At 33.8% G+C, this 17,433-nt stretch carries 19 protein-coding genes and 1 pseudogene; 6 read left to right on the top strand and 14 right to left on the bottom strand.

The window, feature by feature from the left end; all coding sequences use genetic code 11:
• Nucleotides 1-854: SMI1/KNR4 family protein (locus ACGH6S_RS07650; protein WP_411578589.1), on the bottom strand; the 854-nt coding region annotated here is incomplete at its 3' end.
• A 113-nt stretch (nucleotides 855-967) separates the two neighbouring features.
• Here ACGH6S_RS07650 and ACGH6S_RS07645 point away from each other — a divergent pair.
• The 3 genes from ACGH6S_RS07645 (at nucleotide 968) to pbpC (ending at nucleotide 6,041) form a co-directional block, all read left to right on the top strand.
• Entirely contained in the window at nucleotides 968-1,309 is a 342-nt protein-coding gene (locus tag ACGH6S_RS07645; RefSeq protein ID WP_174799406.1) for a hypothetical protein, read from the top strand.
• A 588-nt stretch (nucleotides 1,310-1,897) separates the two neighbouring features.
• A complete protein-coding gene (gene argS, locus ACGH6S_RS07640; protein WP_411578588.1) occupies nucleotides 1,898-3,631 on the top strand; it encodes an arginine--tRNA ligase in 1,734 nt (577 codons plus the stop codon).
• 70 nt (nucleotides 3,632-3,701) lie between these two features.
• A complete protein-coding gene (gene pbpC, locus ACGH6S_RS07635; RefSeq protein ID WP_411578587.1) occupies nucleotides 3,702-6,041 on the top strand; it encodes a penicillin-binding protein 1C in 2,340 nt (779 codons plus the stop codon).
• 47 nt (nucleotides 6,042-6,088) lie between these two features.
• Here the strand turns inward: pbpC and ACGH6S_RS07630 are convergent.
• Nucleotides 6,089-6,271, bottom strand: a pseudogene (locus tag ACGH6S_RS07630) (putative quinol monooxygenase); the annotation flags it as partial.
• 561 nt (nucleotides 6,272-6,832) lie between these two features.
• Here ACGH6S_RS07630 and ACGH6S_RS07625 point away from each other — a divergent pair.
• Nucleotides 6,833-7,849: an amidohydrolase family protein gene (locus tag ACGH6S_RS07625; protein WP_202961539.1), complete on the top strand. Its 1,017-nt coding sequence runs from the start codon at nucleotides 6,833-6,835 to the stop codon at nucleotides 7,847-7,849.
• A 505-nt stretch (nucleotides 7,850-8,354) separates the two neighbouring features.
• Here ACGH6S_RS07625 and ACGH6S_RS07620 read toward each other — a convergent pair.
• The 12 genes from ACGH6S_RS07620 to ACGH6S_RS07565 all read right to left on the bottom strand — a co-directional run bounded on the left by ACGH6S_RS07620 (nucleotide 8,355) and on the right by ACGH6S_RS07565 (nucleotide 15,019).
• Nucleotides 8,355-9,326: a hypothetical protein gene (locus tag ACGH6S_RS07620; RefSeq protein WP_411578586.1), complete on the bottom strand. Its 972-nt coding sequence runs from the start codon at nucleotides 9,324-9,326 to the stop codon at nucleotides 8,355-8,357.
• A gap of 53 nt (nucleotides 9,327-9,379) precedes the next feature.
• Nucleotides 9,380-9,874: a hypothetical protein gene (locus ACGH6S_RS07615; RefSeq protein ID WP_411578585.1), complete on the bottom strand. Its 495-nt coding sequence runs from the start codon at nucleotides 9,872-9,874 to the stop codon at nucleotides 9,380-9,382.
• A 288-nt stretch (nucleotides 9,875-10,162) separates the two neighbouring features.
• Nucleotides 10,163-10,285 carry a hypothetical protein gene (locus tag ACGH6S_RS07610; RefSeq protein WP_255306795.1) on the bottom strand — a complete coding sequence of 41 codons (123 nt, stop codon included), beginning with the start codon at nucleotides 10,283-10,285 and terminating at the stop codon, nucleotides 10,163-10,165.
• 53 nt (nucleotides 10,286-10,338) lie between these two features.
• On the bottom strand, nucleotides 10,339-10,833 hold the full coding sequence (locus tag ACGH6S_RS07605) for a hypothetical protein (RefSeq protein ID WP_065639696.1): 495 nt from the start codon (nucleotides 10,831-10,833) through the stop codon (nucleotides 10,339-10,341).
• A 288-nt stretch (nucleotides 10,834-11,121) separates the two neighbouring features.
• Nucleotides 11,122-11,244 (bottom strand): hypothetical protein, encoded by a 123-nt coding sequence (locus ACGH6S_RS07600; RefSeq protein WP_255306830.1) that lies wholly within the window; start codon nucleotides 11,242-11,244, stop codon nucleotides 11,122-11,124.
• Nucleotides 11,245-11,297: 53 nt separating this feature from the next.
• Nucleotides 11,298-11,795 carry a hypothetical protein gene (locus tag ACGH6S_RS07595; protein ID WP_411578584.1) on the bottom strand — a complete coding sequence of 166 codons (498 nt, stop codon included), beginning with the start codon at nucleotides 11,793-11,795 and terminating at the stop codon, nucleotides 11,298-11,300.
• 287 nt (nucleotides 11,796-12,082) lie between these two features.
• The gene (locus tag ACGH6S_RS07590; protein WP_411578583.1) at nucleotides 12,083-12,205 is read right to left on the bottom strand and encodes a hypothetical protein; all 123 of its coding nucleotides are present in this window, start codon (nucleotides 12,203-12,205) and stop codon (nucleotides 12,083-12,085) included.
• Between the two features lie 53 nt (nucleotides 12,206-12,258).
• Entirely contained in the window at nucleotides 12,259-12,756 is a 498-nt protein-coding gene (locus ACGH6S_RS07585) for a hypothetical protein (RefSeq protein ID WP_174799401.1), read from the bottom strand.
• 259 nt (nucleotides 12,757-13,015) lie between these two features.
• Nucleotides 13,016-13,138: a hypothetical protein gene (locus ACGH6S_RS07580; protein WP_255306795.1), complete on the bottom strand. Its 123-nt coding sequence runs from the start codon at nucleotides 13,136-13,138 to the stop codon at nucleotides 13,016-13,018.
• A gap of 53 nt (nucleotides 13,139-13,191) precedes the next feature.
• Entirely contained in the window at nucleotides 13,192-13,698 is a 507-nt protein-coding gene (locus tag ACGH6S_RS07575; protein ID WP_411578582.1) for a hypothetical protein, read from the bottom strand.
• A 147-nt stretch (nucleotides 13,699-13,845) separates the two neighbouring features.
• Nucleotides 13,846-14,355 (bottom strand): hypothetical protein, encoded by a 510-nt coding sequence (locus ACGH6S_RS07570; RefSeq protein WP_174799399.1) that lies wholly within the window; start codon nucleotides 14,353-14,355, stop codon nucleotides 13,846-13,848.
• A 154-nt stretch (nucleotides 14,356-14,509) separates the two neighbouring features.
• Nucleotides 14,510-15,019: a hypothetical protein gene (locus tag ACGH6S_RS07565; protein WP_065590892.1), complete on the bottom strand. Its 510-nt coding sequence runs from the start codon at nucleotides 15,017-15,019 to the stop codon at nucleotides 14,510-14,512.
• 393 nt (nucleotides 15,020-15,412) lie between these two features.
• Between ACGH6S_RS07565 and ACGH6S_RS07560 the strand changes: the two genes are divergently transcribed.
• A complete protein-coding gene (locus ACGH6S_RS07560; RefSeq protein WP_411578581.1) occupies nucleotides 15,413-16,642 on the top strand; it encodes a phosphopentomutase in 1,230 nt (409 codons plus the stop codon).
• Between the two features lie 52 nt (nucleotides 16,643-16,694).
• Nucleotides 16,695-17,411 carry a purine-nucleoside phosphorylase gene (gene deoD, locus ACGH6S_RS07555; RefSeq protein ID WP_065589674.1) on the top strand — a complete coding sequence of 239 codons (717 nt, stop codon included), beginning with the start codon at nucleotides 16,695-16,697 and terminating at the stop codon, nucleotides 17,409-17,411.
• Nucleotides 17,412-17,433: the final 22 nt, after the last annotated feature.

The raw sequence follows: 17,433 nt of genomic DNA, 5'->3' as shown, positions 1-17,433 counted from the left end.
TAATTACCACCTGCGTCAATCGCAAAAGGTAAAAAAGTTTCCGGTAATAACTTTCTACCCCATAAATCTGCTGCTTTAAAAGGCATTAAATAGTTCTTGTTATTATTAAATTTTTTATAGTATTTAACAGGTATGAGCTCATGGATTGCAACCCATTCAAATTCACCTTCAGGATCCAGCCAAGCATTATTCTCTGGCATTCCACCATTGTGGTGTAACAGGAATTGTCTTAATTGAACAGGAATTTTTATCTTTAAAAGTTTTTCAATCTCATTTAGGTCAGCGGTATTAATTGCTTGTTCTGAGTCATAGAATTTGTTGCTTGCTCTTGGTTTAATATCTTCATCTTCAACGGTTTTTTCTTGATCTTGCTCTTCATCATAAGTTAAGGAATTCAAAAAATTTTCTAATGAATCAGATAAATAAATGCTATTTTTTTTAAAATTTTGTTCTGTATTTAGCGTATCGTCCCATTCTAGTCTGAGATATTGATATATCGCACCAGTATTAATATTTATACACAAAAAACCATTGCTTAAATCGCGAGCAAAAGGTAACAGCTCCTTAGGTAACTTTTTATCGTCCCAATGTTTGAAGGCAATACCTTCCATGATAAAATCTGGGTCATTTTTAAATGCTTTATTATATTTTATAGGAATAAAATTAAAAACTTGAAGTTTGTATGGAGGAACAGTTGTTTTCCAAATATCTTTATATACCATTCCGCCATTACAATTAAGGTAAAGCTGTTTTAAAGAATCTGGAATTGTGATACCTAACTTCTTTTCACAAGCATTTAAATCTTTATCAGTCAGTTTTTTTTCGTAGTCATAAAAATTATCTATATTAATCATATTAATTCCCCAATTATATTACATCTGTAATTATCGTTCTAAAAATTGTTCAAAAAGTACAAAAATCATCTACTATATAAATAGAATGAGATGTTAATTTTTAGATAAATGCTATGATCCAACAAATATTAAATAATATAAAAAATGGTCCAACTATTTTAACGTTATCTCAGATAATAGACATAATAAAATATCTTCAAGCAATTACAGTTGATGAGATTTTAAAAAATGATAAAGCTTTTTTGGAGATATTAGATTTATTAGTTGATTCTTATTCTGATTCTGCAATATTTGAAATCGATAATGATAATAAATTATTTTTACATCATTTTAGTGATTGGCTGCTCAAATTAGGGAAAAAATACCCGCTTGGTAAAAATCAAGATAATTTAAGCTCTTATTCAGATATGTTTTTAAAAGAAATGCGCAATAAAAATATTACTCGGGGATGTTGAGCTTTTGTATTCATCATGATCCTTCTTTACATTTTTAACCGTATCATACAACATGCTAATATCGTTATACCAATTGACGATATTTATAGACACTAGCAATATGACCCTTTCGTGAGTTTTTTATTGAAATATCTCATCACGGACAACCAATTCAAATTTGATAAAAAATACCTTCTAACGTGTTACAATACGCTTATTTATTATTCAATTTAGCCTGTATTTAGTATCCATTTTTATCTCTTTTTCCAAGTGGGTATTTGTCAATATTAGTCAGGACATAAATTCATATTGATCTTACACAGTGTTGTGAGAGTATTTTTCCGCTCTAAAATTGCTCAGGTAGAGCATTGATTTTATTGAAGTTTTTCATAAATGGGATTTTTTAGAAAAATCAAACAATTACATTATATTTTTGTTTTTTGATGAAAACTAAAGCTTGATTAAAACATTTTGGCTGTGCATCAATTTTATTTGATTTTTTACACTCTTTTTAATAAAAAGGATCCCTCCCTTTTTATGCGATCAGTGACAATTCATCACTTTGTCGGTATTATATTGGGCATTTTATTATAATTGGTTAGGTTTAGTGTGAATATTCAACAATTATTAACGCAACGTGTTTCGCAAGCTATGATTATGGCAGGTGCAGATAAGAACTGTGACGCTTTAATTAAACAATCAAACAAAGCACAATTTGGTGATTACCAAGCTAATGGCATTATGTCAGTTGCCAAAAAACTTGGTATGCCACCTCGAGATCTTGCCCAAGCTGTTTTGCAACATTTAGATATCGATGATATCGCCGAAAAAGTTGAAATTGCAGGTCCTGGTTTTATTAATATCTTTTTGAAAAATAGCTGGATTGCTGAGCAAAATGAAGTTGCTTTAAGTGGTGATAAGCTTAATATTACTTTACCCGCCAAACCGCAAACTATAGTAGTTGATTATTCGGCGCCTAATGTCGCCAAAGAGATGCATGTTGGACACTTGCGTTCAACTATTATTGGTGATGCTAGCGTTCGTGTTTTATCTTTTTTAGGTCATAATGTTATTCGTGCTAATCATGTTGGTGATTGGGGAACACAATTTGGTATGTTAATTGCGTATCTTGAAAAGATGCAAAATGAACATGCCAATGATATGGATCTTTCAGATTTAGAGTCATTCTATCGCGTTGCTAAAAAACACTATGACGAAGACGAAGTGTTTGCCGAAAAAGCTCGTAATTATGTAGTGAAATTACAAGGTGGCGATGAATATTGTCGTGATATGTGGCGCAAGCTAGTTGATATTACCATGACGCAAAATATTGCCACTTATAAGCGTTTAAATGTTACGTTATCGCTTGAAGATACCATGGGTGAGAGTATTTATAACAGCATGCTACCTAATATTGTTGCCGATTTAAAACAGAAAGGGCTTGCGGTTGAAAGTGAAGGGGCGATTGTTGTTTTTCTTGATGAGTATAAAAACAAAGAAGGCGAACCGATGGGTGTTATCATCCAAAAACGTGATGGTGGCTACCTTTATGCAACAACCGATATTGCTTGTGCTAAATACCGTTACGAAACGTTACATGCCGATCGTATTCTTTATTATACTGATTCCCGCCAACATCAACATTTAGAGCAAGTTTGGGCTATTGTTCACAAAGCTAAGTATGTACCAGAATCATTAAAGCTTGAACACCATATGTTTGGTATGATGTTAGGTAAAGATGGTAAGCCGTTTAAAACCCGTTCTGGCGATACTGTTAAATTAAATGATTTACTAGATGAAGCGTGTGAACGCGCAACAACTTTAATTCGTAACAAAAATCCAGATCTTTCTGAAAGTGAGCTTGCAAAAATTGTCGATGCGGTGGCTATTGGTGCAGTTAAATATGCTGATCTTTCTAAAAATCGGACTACTGATTATGTTTTTGATTGGGATAATATGTTGTCATTTGAAGGCAACACCGCACCTTATTTGCAATATGCTTATACCCGTGTGTTATCAATTTTTAAAAAGTCCAATATTTCTGAAGATAGCTTAACAGCTAATATTAGTTTGGAATCTGATAAAGAGCGTGCTTTAGCAACTCGTTTAATTCAATTTGATGAGACTATTTCAATCGTGGCAAGCGAAGGTACACCGCATGTGCTTTGTGCTTATCTTTATGAAATTGCAACGCTGTTTTCAAGTTTTTATGAAAACTGCCCTATTTTAGCAGCCGAAAACGAAAGCCTGAAACAAAGTCGCTTAAAATTAGCTTCTTTAACAGCTAAAACACTTAAAACTGGCCTTGATATGCTAGGCATTAAAACTGTTGATAAAATGTAATTTAACCACCACCGATGTGAACGCATTGGTGGTGTTTTTTAATACATGCGTTTTAAGCTTTTGACTAAATATGTTTAGGTTTATTATTCGTCATCAAAATAAATTAATGGCTTTGTTACTATTATTTATTGCGATCCTTATTATTCGTTTGTTATCTCATGCTCCTCTTTCTGAATCACTTACTTTTTCAAAGCGCTATTATGATAATAATAACCAGCTAATTCGAATGACATTAGCCAATGATGATCGTTATCGTTTATGGACGCCTTTAGAAGATATTTCGCCTGATATTGTTAATGGTTTGTTACTGCACGAAGATCAGTGGTTTTATTATCATGTTGGCTTTAATCCATTTAGTCTAATTAGGGCTTTTGGAGCAACCTATCTTGGTGGTGGAAATCGTCAAGGTGCTTCAACCATTACCATGCAACTTGCGCGAATGCATTGGCGGTTAAATACTAAAACCATTGGTGGGAAGTTGCATCAAATTGCTAGGGCTATACAGTTAGAGCTGATGTATTCTAAACATGATATTTTAGAAGCGTATTTAAATTATGCCCCTTTTGGTCGCAATATTGAAAGTATTGGTGCTGCGTCATTTATCTATTTTAATAAACCACCTTCACAAGTCAATTTGCCCGAGGCGTTAACTTTGGTGGTATTACCTCAATCACCAACATATCGAGTTGATCGAAAAACCGGATTTGCTGGCAAAGCGTTAGTTAAAGCAAGAAATCAATTATTTGAGCGTTGGCAAGAAAAATATTTTGTTGATAGCAATATTGTCGCTCTTTTTTCGCAAAAGTTGGTTTTGCGTCAACCAGAACGAATGCCTTTTGGTGCACCGCATTTTATTAATCAAATCATTCAACAACAGCAAAGCGATGCTCAAGAAATTAAAACTACGTTAGATAATAATCTGCAAAAAATCATTAGTCGGCAAGTCAATTTGTTTATTGAGCGAAATCGCATAAAAGGTATTAATAATGCGTCGATAATTTTGGTTGATACCCAAACAATGAAGGTTAAGGCACTGATTGGCTCGGCTAATTATTTTAATAATTCTATTCAAGGTCAAGTTAATGGTACACTTGCTAAACGCTCACCCGGATCTACACTTAAGCCGTTTATTTATGCGCTTGGTATGGACCAAGGTGTTTTACATCCTCGTACAATTTTAAAAGATGTGGCAACTGATTTTGGTTCATACACGCCAGAAAACTTTGATCGTAACTTTCGTGGACCTATTTCAGCAACCGATGCATTAATTCATAGCCGTAATATTCCTGCTGTATCGGTGGCCTCTAAATTACATAATCCCTCTTTTTATCAATTTTTGGTCAATGCCCATATCCAAAAACTCGCCGATGAGTCGCATTATGGTTTATCTTTAGTGTTAGGTGGTGGTGAAGTTAGTGCACAAGAATTAGTCGGGTTATATGCCATGCTAGCCAACGAAGGTCGTTGGCAGCCATTGCAATTTATTGAAGCCGACGACTCACCCGAACCACAAAAGCTGTTAAGTCCACAAGCAGCATTTATGACCATTGATATGTTGAAACAAAATACCCGCCCACAAGATGTACTTAGCAAAATGCAAAAAAAGGTGGTGCCCGTTGCTTGGAAAACAGGTACATCATGGGGATTTCGTGATGCTTGGACAGCTGGAACTTTTGGTAACTATGCTATGGTGGTTTGGCTTGGTAACTTTGATGGTAGTGGTAATAATGCCTTTGTAGGCGTCGATGCCGCCACACCGCTCTTTTTTAATATCGTTGAAAGCATTAACGCTTATTATCCTAACTTGCGTGAACCTAATCGCCCATTACCTCCAAATTTAAAGCGTATCGATATTTGTCTAACCAGTGGCAATCTACTGACTCAATGGTGCAAGGCAAAAGGTAAAACGTGGTTTATTCCGGGTGTGTCGCCAATTAATCCCGATACCATTTTTAGACCCGTTATGGTCGACAATCAAACAGGTAAAGCTGTTTGTCCTCCTTATGATTTAGCAACCTCTCACTTAGCTGTTTTTGAATATTGGCCGTCAGATTTAGCCGCTGTTTTTGCTAAAGCCGGGATTGCTAAAAAAGCGCCACCATCAACAAAACATTGTCATTCATCACAAAATTTTTTAGGCGAACCGCCAAAAATAACTTCGCCTCTTAAAAATGTAGTTTATCAATTTAGAACCACTAAACAAAAAAATGAACAAATTAGTTTTACTGCTAATTGTGATGGTGATGTTAAATCACTTTATTGGTTTGTTAATAACAGTTTTATTGGGCAAACCGAGCCACGGAAGGCTCTTAACTGGATCCCAACACAAAGCGGGACTTTTAAAATTTTAGTGCTTGACGATATGGGTCGAAGCGATTCACGGAATATAAAAATCGAACTGTTTGATTAATTAATATGGTAGTTAACCCCAAATGTTAGCTACTATCATCTTTTAAGTTATATTACTTGTTTGGCAATATTAATCTCTAATCTATCAGTATGTTTTTTAGCAAAGTTGGCAAATTCAACAAAATGTGGCGTTGTGTTGTGAAAATCAATTGCCTGCTGTGATACCCATGTTTCGACCACTATGAAGATATTTGAATTATCTATACTTTGATTAAGTTCATAGCGTAAACAGCCTGCTTCAGCTCAACTACCTGCTACTAGAGGTTTAAAAATTGGCTGAAATGCGTCATAGAATTCTGGTTTAACTGTGATTGTGGCAATAATATTTAATTGACTCATGTCAGTAGACTACCTATATTTCAAAATAAGTTGCTTGTGTAGTATACGCTTGCTACTGCTAATATCAAAAAGCAGTATTTAAGGTTAATAATCTCATTTTTGTGACAACTAATTATTGTTATTAAATAATTAGTTATGATTTTATTTCTTAATTTATTGGTAATTAACTTTATTAAAAACTATTTTTTGAAGTAAAAAATCTAAAAAATAATACTTTAACCATTTCATTTATTTATATATTTTATAAATTATAGTACTTGCTATTAAAAATATTTTGGTTAGAATTTCTGCAGTTTTTTATCGACACGGTGTAGGCACAATGATCAATTGTAACTCAGTAATCTTAATCATTAATATTATTGATTCCATTTTATCCTCCTTTTTGGGGGATTTTTTTTGCCTATTGCGTCCGATTTTATCAACTTCATTTAGATTGAATTGTAGAGGCATATTATGATTGAACATAAAAACATGTTATTAACCACAAGAGACCAAAGTTTAAAAGCCTATTTAATGAATAATATTAAGCAAAAAGGCGGATGGGTTAATGCACATATGCATGCTGATCGTGCTTTTACTATTTCGGTTGATAGTTTTGATGTCTATCAAAAACAGACTTTAATTGAAAAATGGGATACATTAGATAAAGTCAAAGCATCAATGAGCGAAGATGATTACTATCGCCATTTTAGTATGGCGGTTGAGCGTATGATTGAGCAAGGTGTAAGTGCCATGGGATCGTTTGTTGATATTGATCCTATTGCTGAAGAACGAGCAATTAAAGGTGCCTTAAGAGCACGAGAAACTTATAAAAATGACATCACCATAAAATTAGTTAATCAAACACTTAAAGGTGTTATTGATAAAGAAGCACGTTATTGGTTTGATAAAGGAGCTGATTTAGTTGATATTATTGGCGGTTTACCGCGTCGTGATGAGCGTGATCATGGTGAAGGTATGGGACTTAAACATCTTGATGTGTTAATGCAAACAGGTAAATCATTAGGCAAAATGGTGCATGTACATGTTGACCAATTTAACTCACAAGATGAAATCGAAACAGAACAACTTACCGATAAAACTCTTGAGCATGGTATGCACGGGCGTGTGGTTGCTATCCATAGCATTTCTATCACCGCGCATAGTTTAGCATATCGCCAAAAACTCTACAAAAAAATGAAAGAGGCCAAAATGATGGTTATTGCTTGTCCTTTTGCTTGGATCGATAGCCCTCGTCGTGAAGAACAAGGCCCTACTCGTAACTCATTAACCCCTGTTGATGAACTGGCGGCTGCTGGTATTCCTGTTGCTATTGGCACAGATAATGTTAGTGATTATATGTTACCATTTTCAACGGGTAATATGTGGGAAGAACTTAAATTGTTAGTAACAGGATGCCGTTATACCGATTTAGACAATGTGATTAATGTGGCAACTAAGAATGGGCGAATGGTGCTAGGTATTGATTGATTTGAGATAGAACAAACTTATCAAAATAAGTTACTCATTCATATTTATTTTGAAAAAATGACACCAATATTGATTCTGTAAATAAATTTGTGTATTTGACTATTTTTGAACATCTCTAACGAGTAAAAAATAGGTTGAGAGATGGTAGTAGAACTATCCAAAGGAATAAAAACCAAGAAGATTTAGGTAAATTAACGGATATTATGAATAAATTGGTGATATAAACAGCATTAAATAAAAAATACCTCAGAATTTAAGTCATAAAAAATAACAGAAAAATGCGGTAGAACCTTTAAATCGTATTATTTGCCATACATCAAGAAACGTAAGGTTTTACCGACTAATGACTCAGTAAAAAAATCATCTAACTAGCGATACAACAAGATTCAAAAAATGGATTATGCAATTCCAAAAAAGAAAAGTGTAATGAGTCTGTTTATTACAGAGTTTGGTGACAAAACAACCATCATTTTAACTTGCAAATATACAAAACTTAGAATCGGTGCTATTTCCCAAAAAATAACTCTAATATATTGTCACTAATTTTTCTAACACCAACAAACTCAAGTAATATTCGCCTTGCCTCACCAGCATCTCCTCTATCAAGTGCAACCTGAACTTCTTCCGATGCGATAAAAAAACCAATTCCCCACATAGCATGCCCCAAAGCAGAAAGATAATTTGTGATTTTATCGTTAGCTGACGCTAGATAACGAGAAGTTCGATCAATACTTTTCTGCATTTCTGGCGATAAATTGAGATAAGTCTTTTTAAGATTGTCAAAATAATCATAAGTTATAAACTTTCTGTCAGGGCTATTAAATTTTAACCAAAATTCAATATTATCTGGCGCTAATTTAGCGCCTGCGGCATCTAAACCGGCAATATTTTTAATATGCTCAAAAGCACGCCCCATTCCCTCGGTTTGTTCGATAGATTTTAATAACGATGTTGGAATACCATTGACTGACCTCACTTTGGGATTATTCAATAATGCCGGTAATTCTGTGGCACCAAAAACCCGCCCCGAGTCCATTCCAAACCCACCAAGTACACGAACATCACCCACTGCACCATCAACAAAACGTTTAGAAATAGCATCCCATGCGCCATTAGGTTGACGGCTGCCATTGCTGTTTGAGCCATAAAGGAATTCATATGCTTGGCTAGACAAATCAATTTTACCATGTGTTCCAAATATCTGCTTTAACTTCTTATTTAAAGGTGAATCATTTATCAAAGCATCAGATAAAAATTTAGAAGCCTCGGTATTATCGATAAGGCGAAGAGAAGAGTTATTTTTTAATTGGTCGATAATCTGTGATGTATGCACGCCAGAATCTAACATCCCTGAATAGAGGATGGTTGTGTTGCCATGGATATTTATATCTAATTGCTGTATTAAATCCCGTAATCCATCGGCATCCTTGACCTTAAATAATCGTTTTTCCGCTTCCTCTTTAGTCAATCCCACCATATTGGTCTATTCCTCCGGTATAATAATTGATTATCTTGTTAGCTTACAAAATACTAAAAATTAAATTTAAAAAATGATTTATCATTAGCTTCCATATTTCTAAGCCCACTACATTTATATACAGTTAATGCCTCTTTTAAAATGGTTAATAAATCCGCCTTCGACAAAGTAGGTAAACTACTGGGGTTCATTGACACTATTTCCCAAGCAAATTGTATCGGATATAAGTCGGTAGATACTGACTCACTAGGATCCAAATCACTAGAGTCCAAAATAAATTCAATATTCTGGCCATCAACATGCAAGATAAATACCTCCTTACTCGTTGGTTCAGGTCTATCAGAAGGACCTTCATAATTCCGCGCATAATTACAATAAAATAACCAATACCCTCGTTCCTTATCCACACACCAAGCGTGTTGATGAACATCAAAACTCTTCAATACTTCAGGCATATGAATGAACCAAGGATTGTACTTATTCCATAAATTATCTAAATCATATTTTTTGGCATCTTCTTCCGAGACATAGGCATTGACAAATGACATCAGTCACTCCTTAATTTAATTGTGTTAAATAAATTTGGGCTCTGTTATATAAAATATAAATGCAGATAAACAGAATTATAAATAAGATAGTTGGTTTGTAAATAACCAAAAATAGGTTATAAGTATTCATTATCGGGGGATAAATTGATTAAATTATCATTATAATTTGATTAATAATTGATCGGTAACAATATTGAAATACGATTGAAAGTTATGCTGATATTTTGAAGGGAGCAGTAAATTGAAATTTAGCAGATTAAAATTTAGTAAATGTGAATTTAGAGCATTTTAGAGGATGGTTGTTTTGCCATGGGTATTTATATCTAATTGCTGTATTAAATCACGTAATCCATCGGCATCCTTGACCTTAAATAATCGTTTTTCCGCTTCCTCTTTAGTCAATCCCACCATATTGGTCTATTCCTCCAGTATAATAATTGATTATAGTGTTAGCTTACAAAATACTAAAAATTACATCTAATCAGTGTCTTATCATCAGTTTCTAAATCTCTAATTCCATTACATTTATAGACAGTTAATGCCTCTTTTAAAATGGTTAATAAATCCTCTTTCGACATACTAGGTAGACAACTCGGGGTCATTGACACAATATTCCAAGCAAATTGTATCGGATATAAGTCAGTAGATACTGAATCGCTAGGATCTAAATCGCCACGAGCCAAAATAAACTCAATATTCTGGCCATTAACATGCAGGATATATACCTCCTTATTAGTTGCTGCGGGTAAACCAGACGGAGTATCATAATTCAGCACATAGTCACAGTTAAATAACCAATACCCTCGTTCCTTATCCACACACCAAGCGTGTTGATGAACATCAAAACTCTTCAATAGTTCAGGCATTTTGGTACCAAAGCGGCGGTACTTATTCCATAAATTATCTAAATCATATTTTTTAGCATCTTCTTCCGACACATAGGCATTGACAAATGACATAAGTCACTCCTTAATTTAATTGTGTTAAATAAATTTGGGTTCTGTTATATAAAATATAAATGCAGATAAACAGAATTATAAATAAGATAGTTGGTTTGTAAATAACCCAAAACAGATTATAAGTATTCATTATCAGGAGACAAACTGATTAAATTATCATTATAATTTGTTTAATAATTGATCGGTAACAATATTGAAATACGATTGAAAGTTATGCTGATATTTTGAAGGGAGCAGTAAATTGAAATTTAGCAGATTAAAATTTAGTAAATGTGAATTTAGAGCATTTTAGAGGATGGTTGTGTTGCCATGGGTATTTATATCTAATTGCTGTATTAAATCACGTAATCCATCGGCATCCTTGACCTTAAATAATCGTTTTTCCGCTTCCTCTTTAGTCAATCCCACCATATTGGTCTATTCCTCCAGTATAATAATTGATTATAGTGTTAGCTTACAAAATACTAAAAATTAAATTTAAAAAATGCTTTCTTATTGGCTTCTACGTCTCTAAGTCCGCTACATTTATAGACAGTTAACGCCTCTTTTAAAATGGTTAGTAAATCTGCCTTCGACAAAGTAGGTAAACTACTGGGGTTCATTGACACTATTTCCCAAGCAAATTGTATCGGATATAGGTCATTAGATACTGACTCACTAGGATCCAAATCACTAGAGTCCAAAATAAATTCAATATTCTGGCCATCAACATGCAGGATAAATACCTCCTTACTCGTTGGTTCAGGGATACCGGAAGGACTATCATAATTATGCACATAACCGCAACTAAATAACCAATACCCTCGTTCCTTATCCACACACCAAGCGTGTTGATGAACATCAAAACTGTTTAATAGGTTTGGCATTTTATGATTAGGCCAGATATTGTACTTATTCCATAAATTATCTAAATCATATTTTTGGGCATCTTCGTCCGAGACATAGGCATTGACAAATGACATCAGGCACTCCTTAATTCAATTGTGTTAAATAAATTTGGGTTGTGTTATATAAAATATAAATGCAGATAAACGAAATTATAAATAAGATAGTTGGTTTGTAAATAAACAAAAACAGATTATAAGTATTCATTATTAGGGCATGATTTGATTAAATTATTGTTATAATTTGTTTAATAATTGATCTGTAACAATGTTGAAATTCGATTAAAAAGTATGCTGATTTTTGAAGGGAGCAGTAAATTGAAATTTAGCAGATTAAAATTTAGTAAATGTGAATTTAGAGCATTTTAGAGAATGGTTGTTTTGCCATGGGTATTTATATCTAATTGCTGTATTAAATCCCGTAATCCATCGGCATCCTTGACCTTAAATAATCGTTTTTCCGCTTCTTGTTGAGTCAATCCCACCATATTGGCCTATTCCTCCAGTATAATAATTGATTATCTTGTTAGCTTACAAAATACTAAAAATTAAACTTAAAAAATGATTTCTTATTAGTTTCCAAATTTCGAATTCCTCTACATTTATAAATAGTTAACGCCTCTTTTAAAATGGTTAATAAATCCGCCTTCGACAAAGTAGGTAAACTACTGGGGTTCATTGACACTATTTCCCAAGCAAATTGTATCGGATATAAGTCGGTAGATACTGACTCACTAGGATCCAAATCACTAGAGTCCAAAATAAATTCAATATTCTGGCCATCAACATGCAGGATAAATACCTCCTTACTTGTTGGTTCAGGGATACCGGAAGGACTATCATAATTATGCACACGACCACAGCTAAATAACCAATACCCTCGTTCCTTATCCACACACCAAGCGTGTTGATGAACATCAAAACTGTTTAATAGGTTTGGCATTTTATGATTAGGCCAGATATTGTACTTATTCCATAAATTATCTAAATCATATTTTTTGGCATCTTCTTCCGAGACATAGGCATTGACAAATGACATCAGTCACTCCTTAATTTAATTGTGTTAAATAAATTTGGGCTCTGTTATATAAAATATAAATGCAGATAAGCAAAATTATAAATAAGATAATTGGTTTGTAAATAACCCAAAATAGATTATAAGTATTCATTATTAGGGCATGATTTGATTAAATTATCATTATAATTTGTTTAATAATTGATCGGTAACAATATTGAAATACGATTGAAAGTTATGCTGATATTTTGAAGGGGATAAGTCGATTTGAATTTAGAACATTTTAGAGGATGGTTGTTTTGCCATGGGTATTTATATCTAATTGCTGTATTAAATCACGTAATCCATCGGCATCCTTGACCTTAAATAATCGTTTTTCCGCTTCCTCTTTAGTCAATCCCACCATATTGGTCTATTCCTCCAGAATAATAATTGATTATAGTGTTAGCTTACAAAATACTAAAAATTACATCTAATCAGTGCTTTCTTATTATCATTTAAATCTCTAAGTCCACATTTATAGGCAGTTAACGCCTCTTTTAAAATGGATAACAAATCTTCTTTCGTCATACTAGGTAAACAACTGGGATTCATTGACACAATATTCCAAGCAATTTGTATAGGAAATGAATTAGCATATTCCAAACCGATCGCTTGCAAATCGCTATGATCCCAATCGCTAGCCTCCAAAATAAACTCAATATTCTGACCATTAACATGCAGGATAAACACCTGCTTATTAGTTGGTTCAGGGATACCAGAAGGAGTATCATAATTGAGCACATAATTACAGTTAAATAACCAATACCCTCGTTCCTTATCTACACACCAAGCGTGTTGGTGAACGTCAAAACTGTTCAATAGTTCAGGCATTTTGGTACCAAAGCGACGGTACTTATTCCATAAATTATCTAAATCATATTTTTTGGCATCTTCTTCCGACACATAGGCATTGACAAATGACATCAGTCACTCCTTAATTAAATTGTGTTAAATAAATTTGGGGTGTTTTATATAAATGCAGATAAATAGAATTATAAATAAGATAGTTGGTTTGTAAATAAACAAAAATAGACGATATAATAATTGATTATAGTGTTAGCTTACAAAATACTAAAAATTACATCTAATCAGTGCTTCCTCATTAGCTTCTAAATTTCTAATTCCACTACATTTAAAGACAGTTAACGCCTCTTTTAAAACGGTTAATAAATCCGCCTTCGACATAGTCGATAAACAACTTGGATTCATTGACACAATATTCCAAGCAATTTTTACAGGAAAGGAGTTAGCATATTCCAAACCGATCGCTTGCAAATCGCTAGGTTTCCAACGGCCAGCTCCCAGAATAAAATCAATATTCTGACCATTAACATGCAGGATAAACACCTGCTTATTCGTTGGTTCAGGGAGACCCGAAGGACTATCATAATTCAGCACCCAACCACAGTTAAATAACCAATACCCTCGTTCCTTATCCACACACCAAGCATGTTGGTGAACATCAAAACTCTTCAATAGTTCAGGCATTTGAGTGAACCAAGGATTGTACTTATTCCATAAATTATCTAAATCATATTTTTTAGCATCTTCGTTCGAGACATAGGCATTGACAAATGACATCAGTCACTCCTTAATTAAATTGTGTTAAATAAATTTGGGCTCTGTTATATAAAATATAAATGCAGATAAACAAAATTATAAATAAGATAATTGGTTTGTAAATAAACAAAAATAGACGATATAATAATTGATTATAGTGTTAGCTTACAAAATACTAAAAATTACATCTAATCAGTGCTTCTTCATTAGATTCTACATCTCTAAGTCCACTAAATTTATAGACAGTTAACGCCTCTTTTAAAATAGTTAATAAATCCGCCTTCGACATACTAGGTAGACAACTCGGGTTCATTGATACAATTTCCCAAGCAATTTTTATAGGAAATGAGTTGACATATTCCAAACCGATCGCTTGCAAATCGCTAGGTTTCCAAGGAGTAGCTTCCAAAATAAGCTCAATATTCTGGCCATTAACATGCAGAATAAAAACCTGCTTATGAGTTGCTTCAGGTAAACCAGAAGGAGTATCATAATTTAAAACATAATTACAATTAAATAACCAATACCCTCGTTCCTTATCCACGCACCAAGCGTGTTGGTGAACATCAAAACTCTTCAATAGTTCAGGCATTTTGGTACCAAAGCGGCGGTACTTATTCCATAAATTATCTAAATCATATTTTTTGGCATCTTCTTCCGACACATAGGCATTGACAAATGACATCAGTCACTCCTTAATTAAATTGTGTTAAATAAATTTGGGTTGTTTTATATAAATGCAGATAAATAGAATTATAAATAAGAATGTTCCAAGTCAGAATGTTTTGTTTTTTATGTATATTCATTACGTTTTTTTCTCAAAATAGTGTAAACAGCATGACTAATTTCTACACTTAAAAAAATGTTTTATAAATTTTTTGATATACAAAAATATGACTAAGATCAAATTAATCACATTATTTATACAAATATTCAGCTAAAGCAACGCTTAAATCTTTTTTGTTTTTTGTTATCGTGTATTATAGCTAACTAAGCGATGTTTTTATAAATTATAACCAGAATTCTAATAAAAAAGATTGTACACAAATTAAGTTTTGCTTATTAGTTAGAGGAAATTATGAAAAGAGTTTTTATTATGATCCTAGATTCGTTTGGTATCGGTGGCGCTGAAGATGCAAATAAATATGGCGATGAGGGTGCTGATACTTTAGGACATATTGCTGAAGCTTGTGCTTTAGGTAAAGCTGAGCATGGTCGTAGTGGTCCATTAAATTTACCTAATTTAGGCAAATTAGGCTTAATCGAAGCGGCGTATGAATCAACTGGTCATTATCCTAAAGGTATGCAAACTGAAGGTGAAATTATTGGTTCATATGGCTATGCAAGCGAGATTTCCTCAGGTAAAGATACTCCATCAGGACATTGGGAATTAGCTGGCGTGCCAGTTCTTTTTGACTGGGGTTATTTTATTAATACCACTAATAGCTTCCCTCAAGATCTTTTAGATAAAATTGTCTCTCGTGCAAAACTTCCTGGTTACCTCGGTAATTGTCACTCATCTGGTACAGTCATTCTTGATGAACTTGGTGAAGAACATATAGCATCTGGCAAGCCAATTTTTTATACTTCTGCTGATTCTGTATTCCAAATTGCATGTCATGAGGAGGCATTTGGTTTAGATAAACTTTATGAAGTCTGCGAAATTGCACGTGATGAGCTAAATAAAGGTAATTACAACATTGGCCGCGTTATTGCTAGACCTTTTGTTGGCAAAAAAGCGGGCGAATTTGTGCGTACGGGTAACCGCCACGATCTTGCTGTTGAACCACCAGCACCAACGATGATTAAAAAACTAGTTGATGAAAAACAAGGTATCGTAGTGTCAATTGGTAAAATTGCCGATATTTATGCACAAGTTGGAATTACCAAAAAAGTAAAAGCAACCGGTCTTGAAGCTTTATTTAATGCGTCACTAGAAGAAATTAAGCAGGCTAAAGATAATACGATTGTATTTACTAATTTTGTCGATTTTGACTCTTCTTATGGGCATCGTCGCGATGTCTCAGGTTATGCCGCTGCTTTAGAATATTTTGATAGTCGTCTTCCTGAGATGTTAGCGCTTATCCAACCTGGCGATCTGCTTATTATTAGCGCCGATCATGGTTGTGATCCAACTTGGTCAGGTACCGATCATACTCGCGAACATATACCTGTCATTGTCTACGGAGATAGTGTGCCTGTTGGCTCTTTAGGTCATCGTGAAACATTTGCCGATATAGGACAGAGTGTTGCCGATTATTTTAATTTATCGCCAATGGATTACGGTAAATCTTTTATAAAAAAATAAATAATTTAAGTTTAAGTAATATCGATTTCAAAACAAATATCAGGAGAAGTTAATGTCTACCCCGCATATTAATGCTGTTGATAATGCCTTTGCAAAAACCGTTTTAATGCCCGGCGATCCGCTACGAGCAAAATTCATTGCAGAAACCTTTTTAGAGAATGCAACAGAAGTTACTAATGTAAGATCCATGTTGGGTTTTACTGGTTATTACAAAGATAAAAAGGTTTCAGTTATGGGGCATGGAATGGGTATTCCATCTTGTTCAATCTATACAACCGAACTAATTAAATTTTATGGTGTTGAAAACATCATTCGTATTGGTTCATGTGGTGCAATTAGCCCTAATGTCAACTTGGGGGATGTTATTGTTGGGTTAGGTGCTTGTACCGATTCAAAAGTCAACCGTTTACGTTTTAAAGATCATGATTTTGCCGCTATCGCCGATTTTGATTTAACTTGTAATGCCGTTAATGCAGCTAAAAAATTGGGTGTGAATGTTAAAGTTGGTAACCTTTTTTCTGCTGACCTTTTTTATAGTGTTGAACCTGATATGTTTGATGTTATGGAAAAATACAATATTTTAGGCGTCGAAATGGAAGCTGCTGGCATTTATGGCGTTGCGGCTGAATATGGTGCAAAAGCACTGGCTATTTGTACAGTTTCAGATCATATCCGAAAAGGCGAAGCAATGTCAGCAGAACAAAGACAATTAGGGTTCAAAGAAATGATCACTGTTGCACTGGAGTCTGTTTTATTAAATCAAAACTAAAAAAATGGCAGGTTAATCTGCC

This window comes from Gilliamella sp. BG3 (assembly GCF_046635605.1).
GTDB lineage: Bacteria > Pseudomonadota > Gammaproteobacteria > Enterobacterales > Orbaceae > Gilliamella > Gilliamella bombi.
This window is presented reverse-complemented; position numbering and strand designations above follow the sequence as displayed.

Coding starts and splice junctions, on each gene's coding strand:
- ACGH6S_RS07575 (WP_411578582.1), bottom strand. CDS start 13,698: ATGTCATTTGTCAATGCCTATGTGTCGGAAGAAGATGCCAAAAAATAT.
- ACGH6S_RS07580 (WP_255306795.1), bottom strand. CDS start 13,138: ATGGTGGGATTGACTAAAGAGGAAGCGGAAAAACGATTATTTAAGGTC.
- ACGH6S_RS07625 (WP_202961539.1), top strand. CDS start 6,833: ATGATTGAACATAAAAACATGTTATTAACCACAAGAGACCAAAGTTTA.
- ACGH6S_RS07585 (WP_174799401.1), bottom strand. CDS start 12,756: ATGTCATTTGTCAATGCCTATGTCTCGGAAGAAGATGCCAAAAAATAT.
- ACGH6S_RS07590 (WP_411578583.1), bottom strand. CDS start 12,205: ATGGTGGGATTGACTCAACAAGAAGCGGAAAAACGATTATTTAAGGTC.
- deoD (WP_065589674.1), top strand. CDS start 16,695: ATGTCTACCCCGCATATTAATGCTGTTGATAATGCCTTTGCAAAAACC.
- ACGH6S_RS07595 (WP_411578584.1), bottom strand. CDS start 11,795: ATGTCATTTGTCAATGCCTATGTCTCGGACGAAGATGCCCAAAAATAT.
- ACGH6S_RS07560 (WP_411578581.1), top strand. CDS start 15,413: ATGAAAAGAGTTTTTATTATGATCCTAGATTCGTTTGGTATCGGTGGC.
- ACGH6S_RS07615 (WP_411578585.1), bottom strand. CDS start 9,874: ATGTCATTTGTCAATGCCTATGTCTCGGAAGAAGATGCCAAAAAATAT.
- ACGH6S_RS07600 (WP_255306830.1), bottom strand. CDS start 11,244: ATGGTGGGATTGACTAAAGAGGAAGCGGAAAAACGATTATTTAAGGTC.
- ACGH6S_RS07645 (WP_174799406.1), top strand. CDS start 968: ATGATCCAACAAATATTAAATAATATAAAAAATGGTCCAACTATTTTA.
- ACGH6S_RS07565 (WP_065590892.1), bottom strand. CDS start 15,019: ATGTCATTTGTCAATGCCTATGTGTCGGAAGAAGATGCCAAAAAATAT.
- ACGH6S_RS07610 (WP_255306795.1), bottom strand. CDS start 10,285: ATGGTGGGATTGACTAAAGAGGAAGCGGAAAAACGATTATTTAAGGTC.
- ACGH6S_RS07605 (WP_065639696.1), bottom strand. CDS start 10,833: ATGTCATTTGTCAATGCCTATGTGTCGGAAGAAGATGCTAAAAAATAT.
- pbpC (WP_411578587.1), top strand. CDS start 3,702: ATGTTTAGGTTTATTATTCGTCATCAAAATAAATTAATGGCTTTGTTA.
- ACGH6S_RS07620 (WP_411578586.1), bottom strand. CDS start 9,326: ATGGTGGGATTGACTAAAGAGGAAGCGGAAAAACGATTATTTAAGGTC.
- ACGH6S_RS07570 (WP_174799399.1), bottom strand. CDS start 14,355: ATGTCATTTGTCAATGCCTATGTCTCGAACGAAGATGCTAAAAAATAT.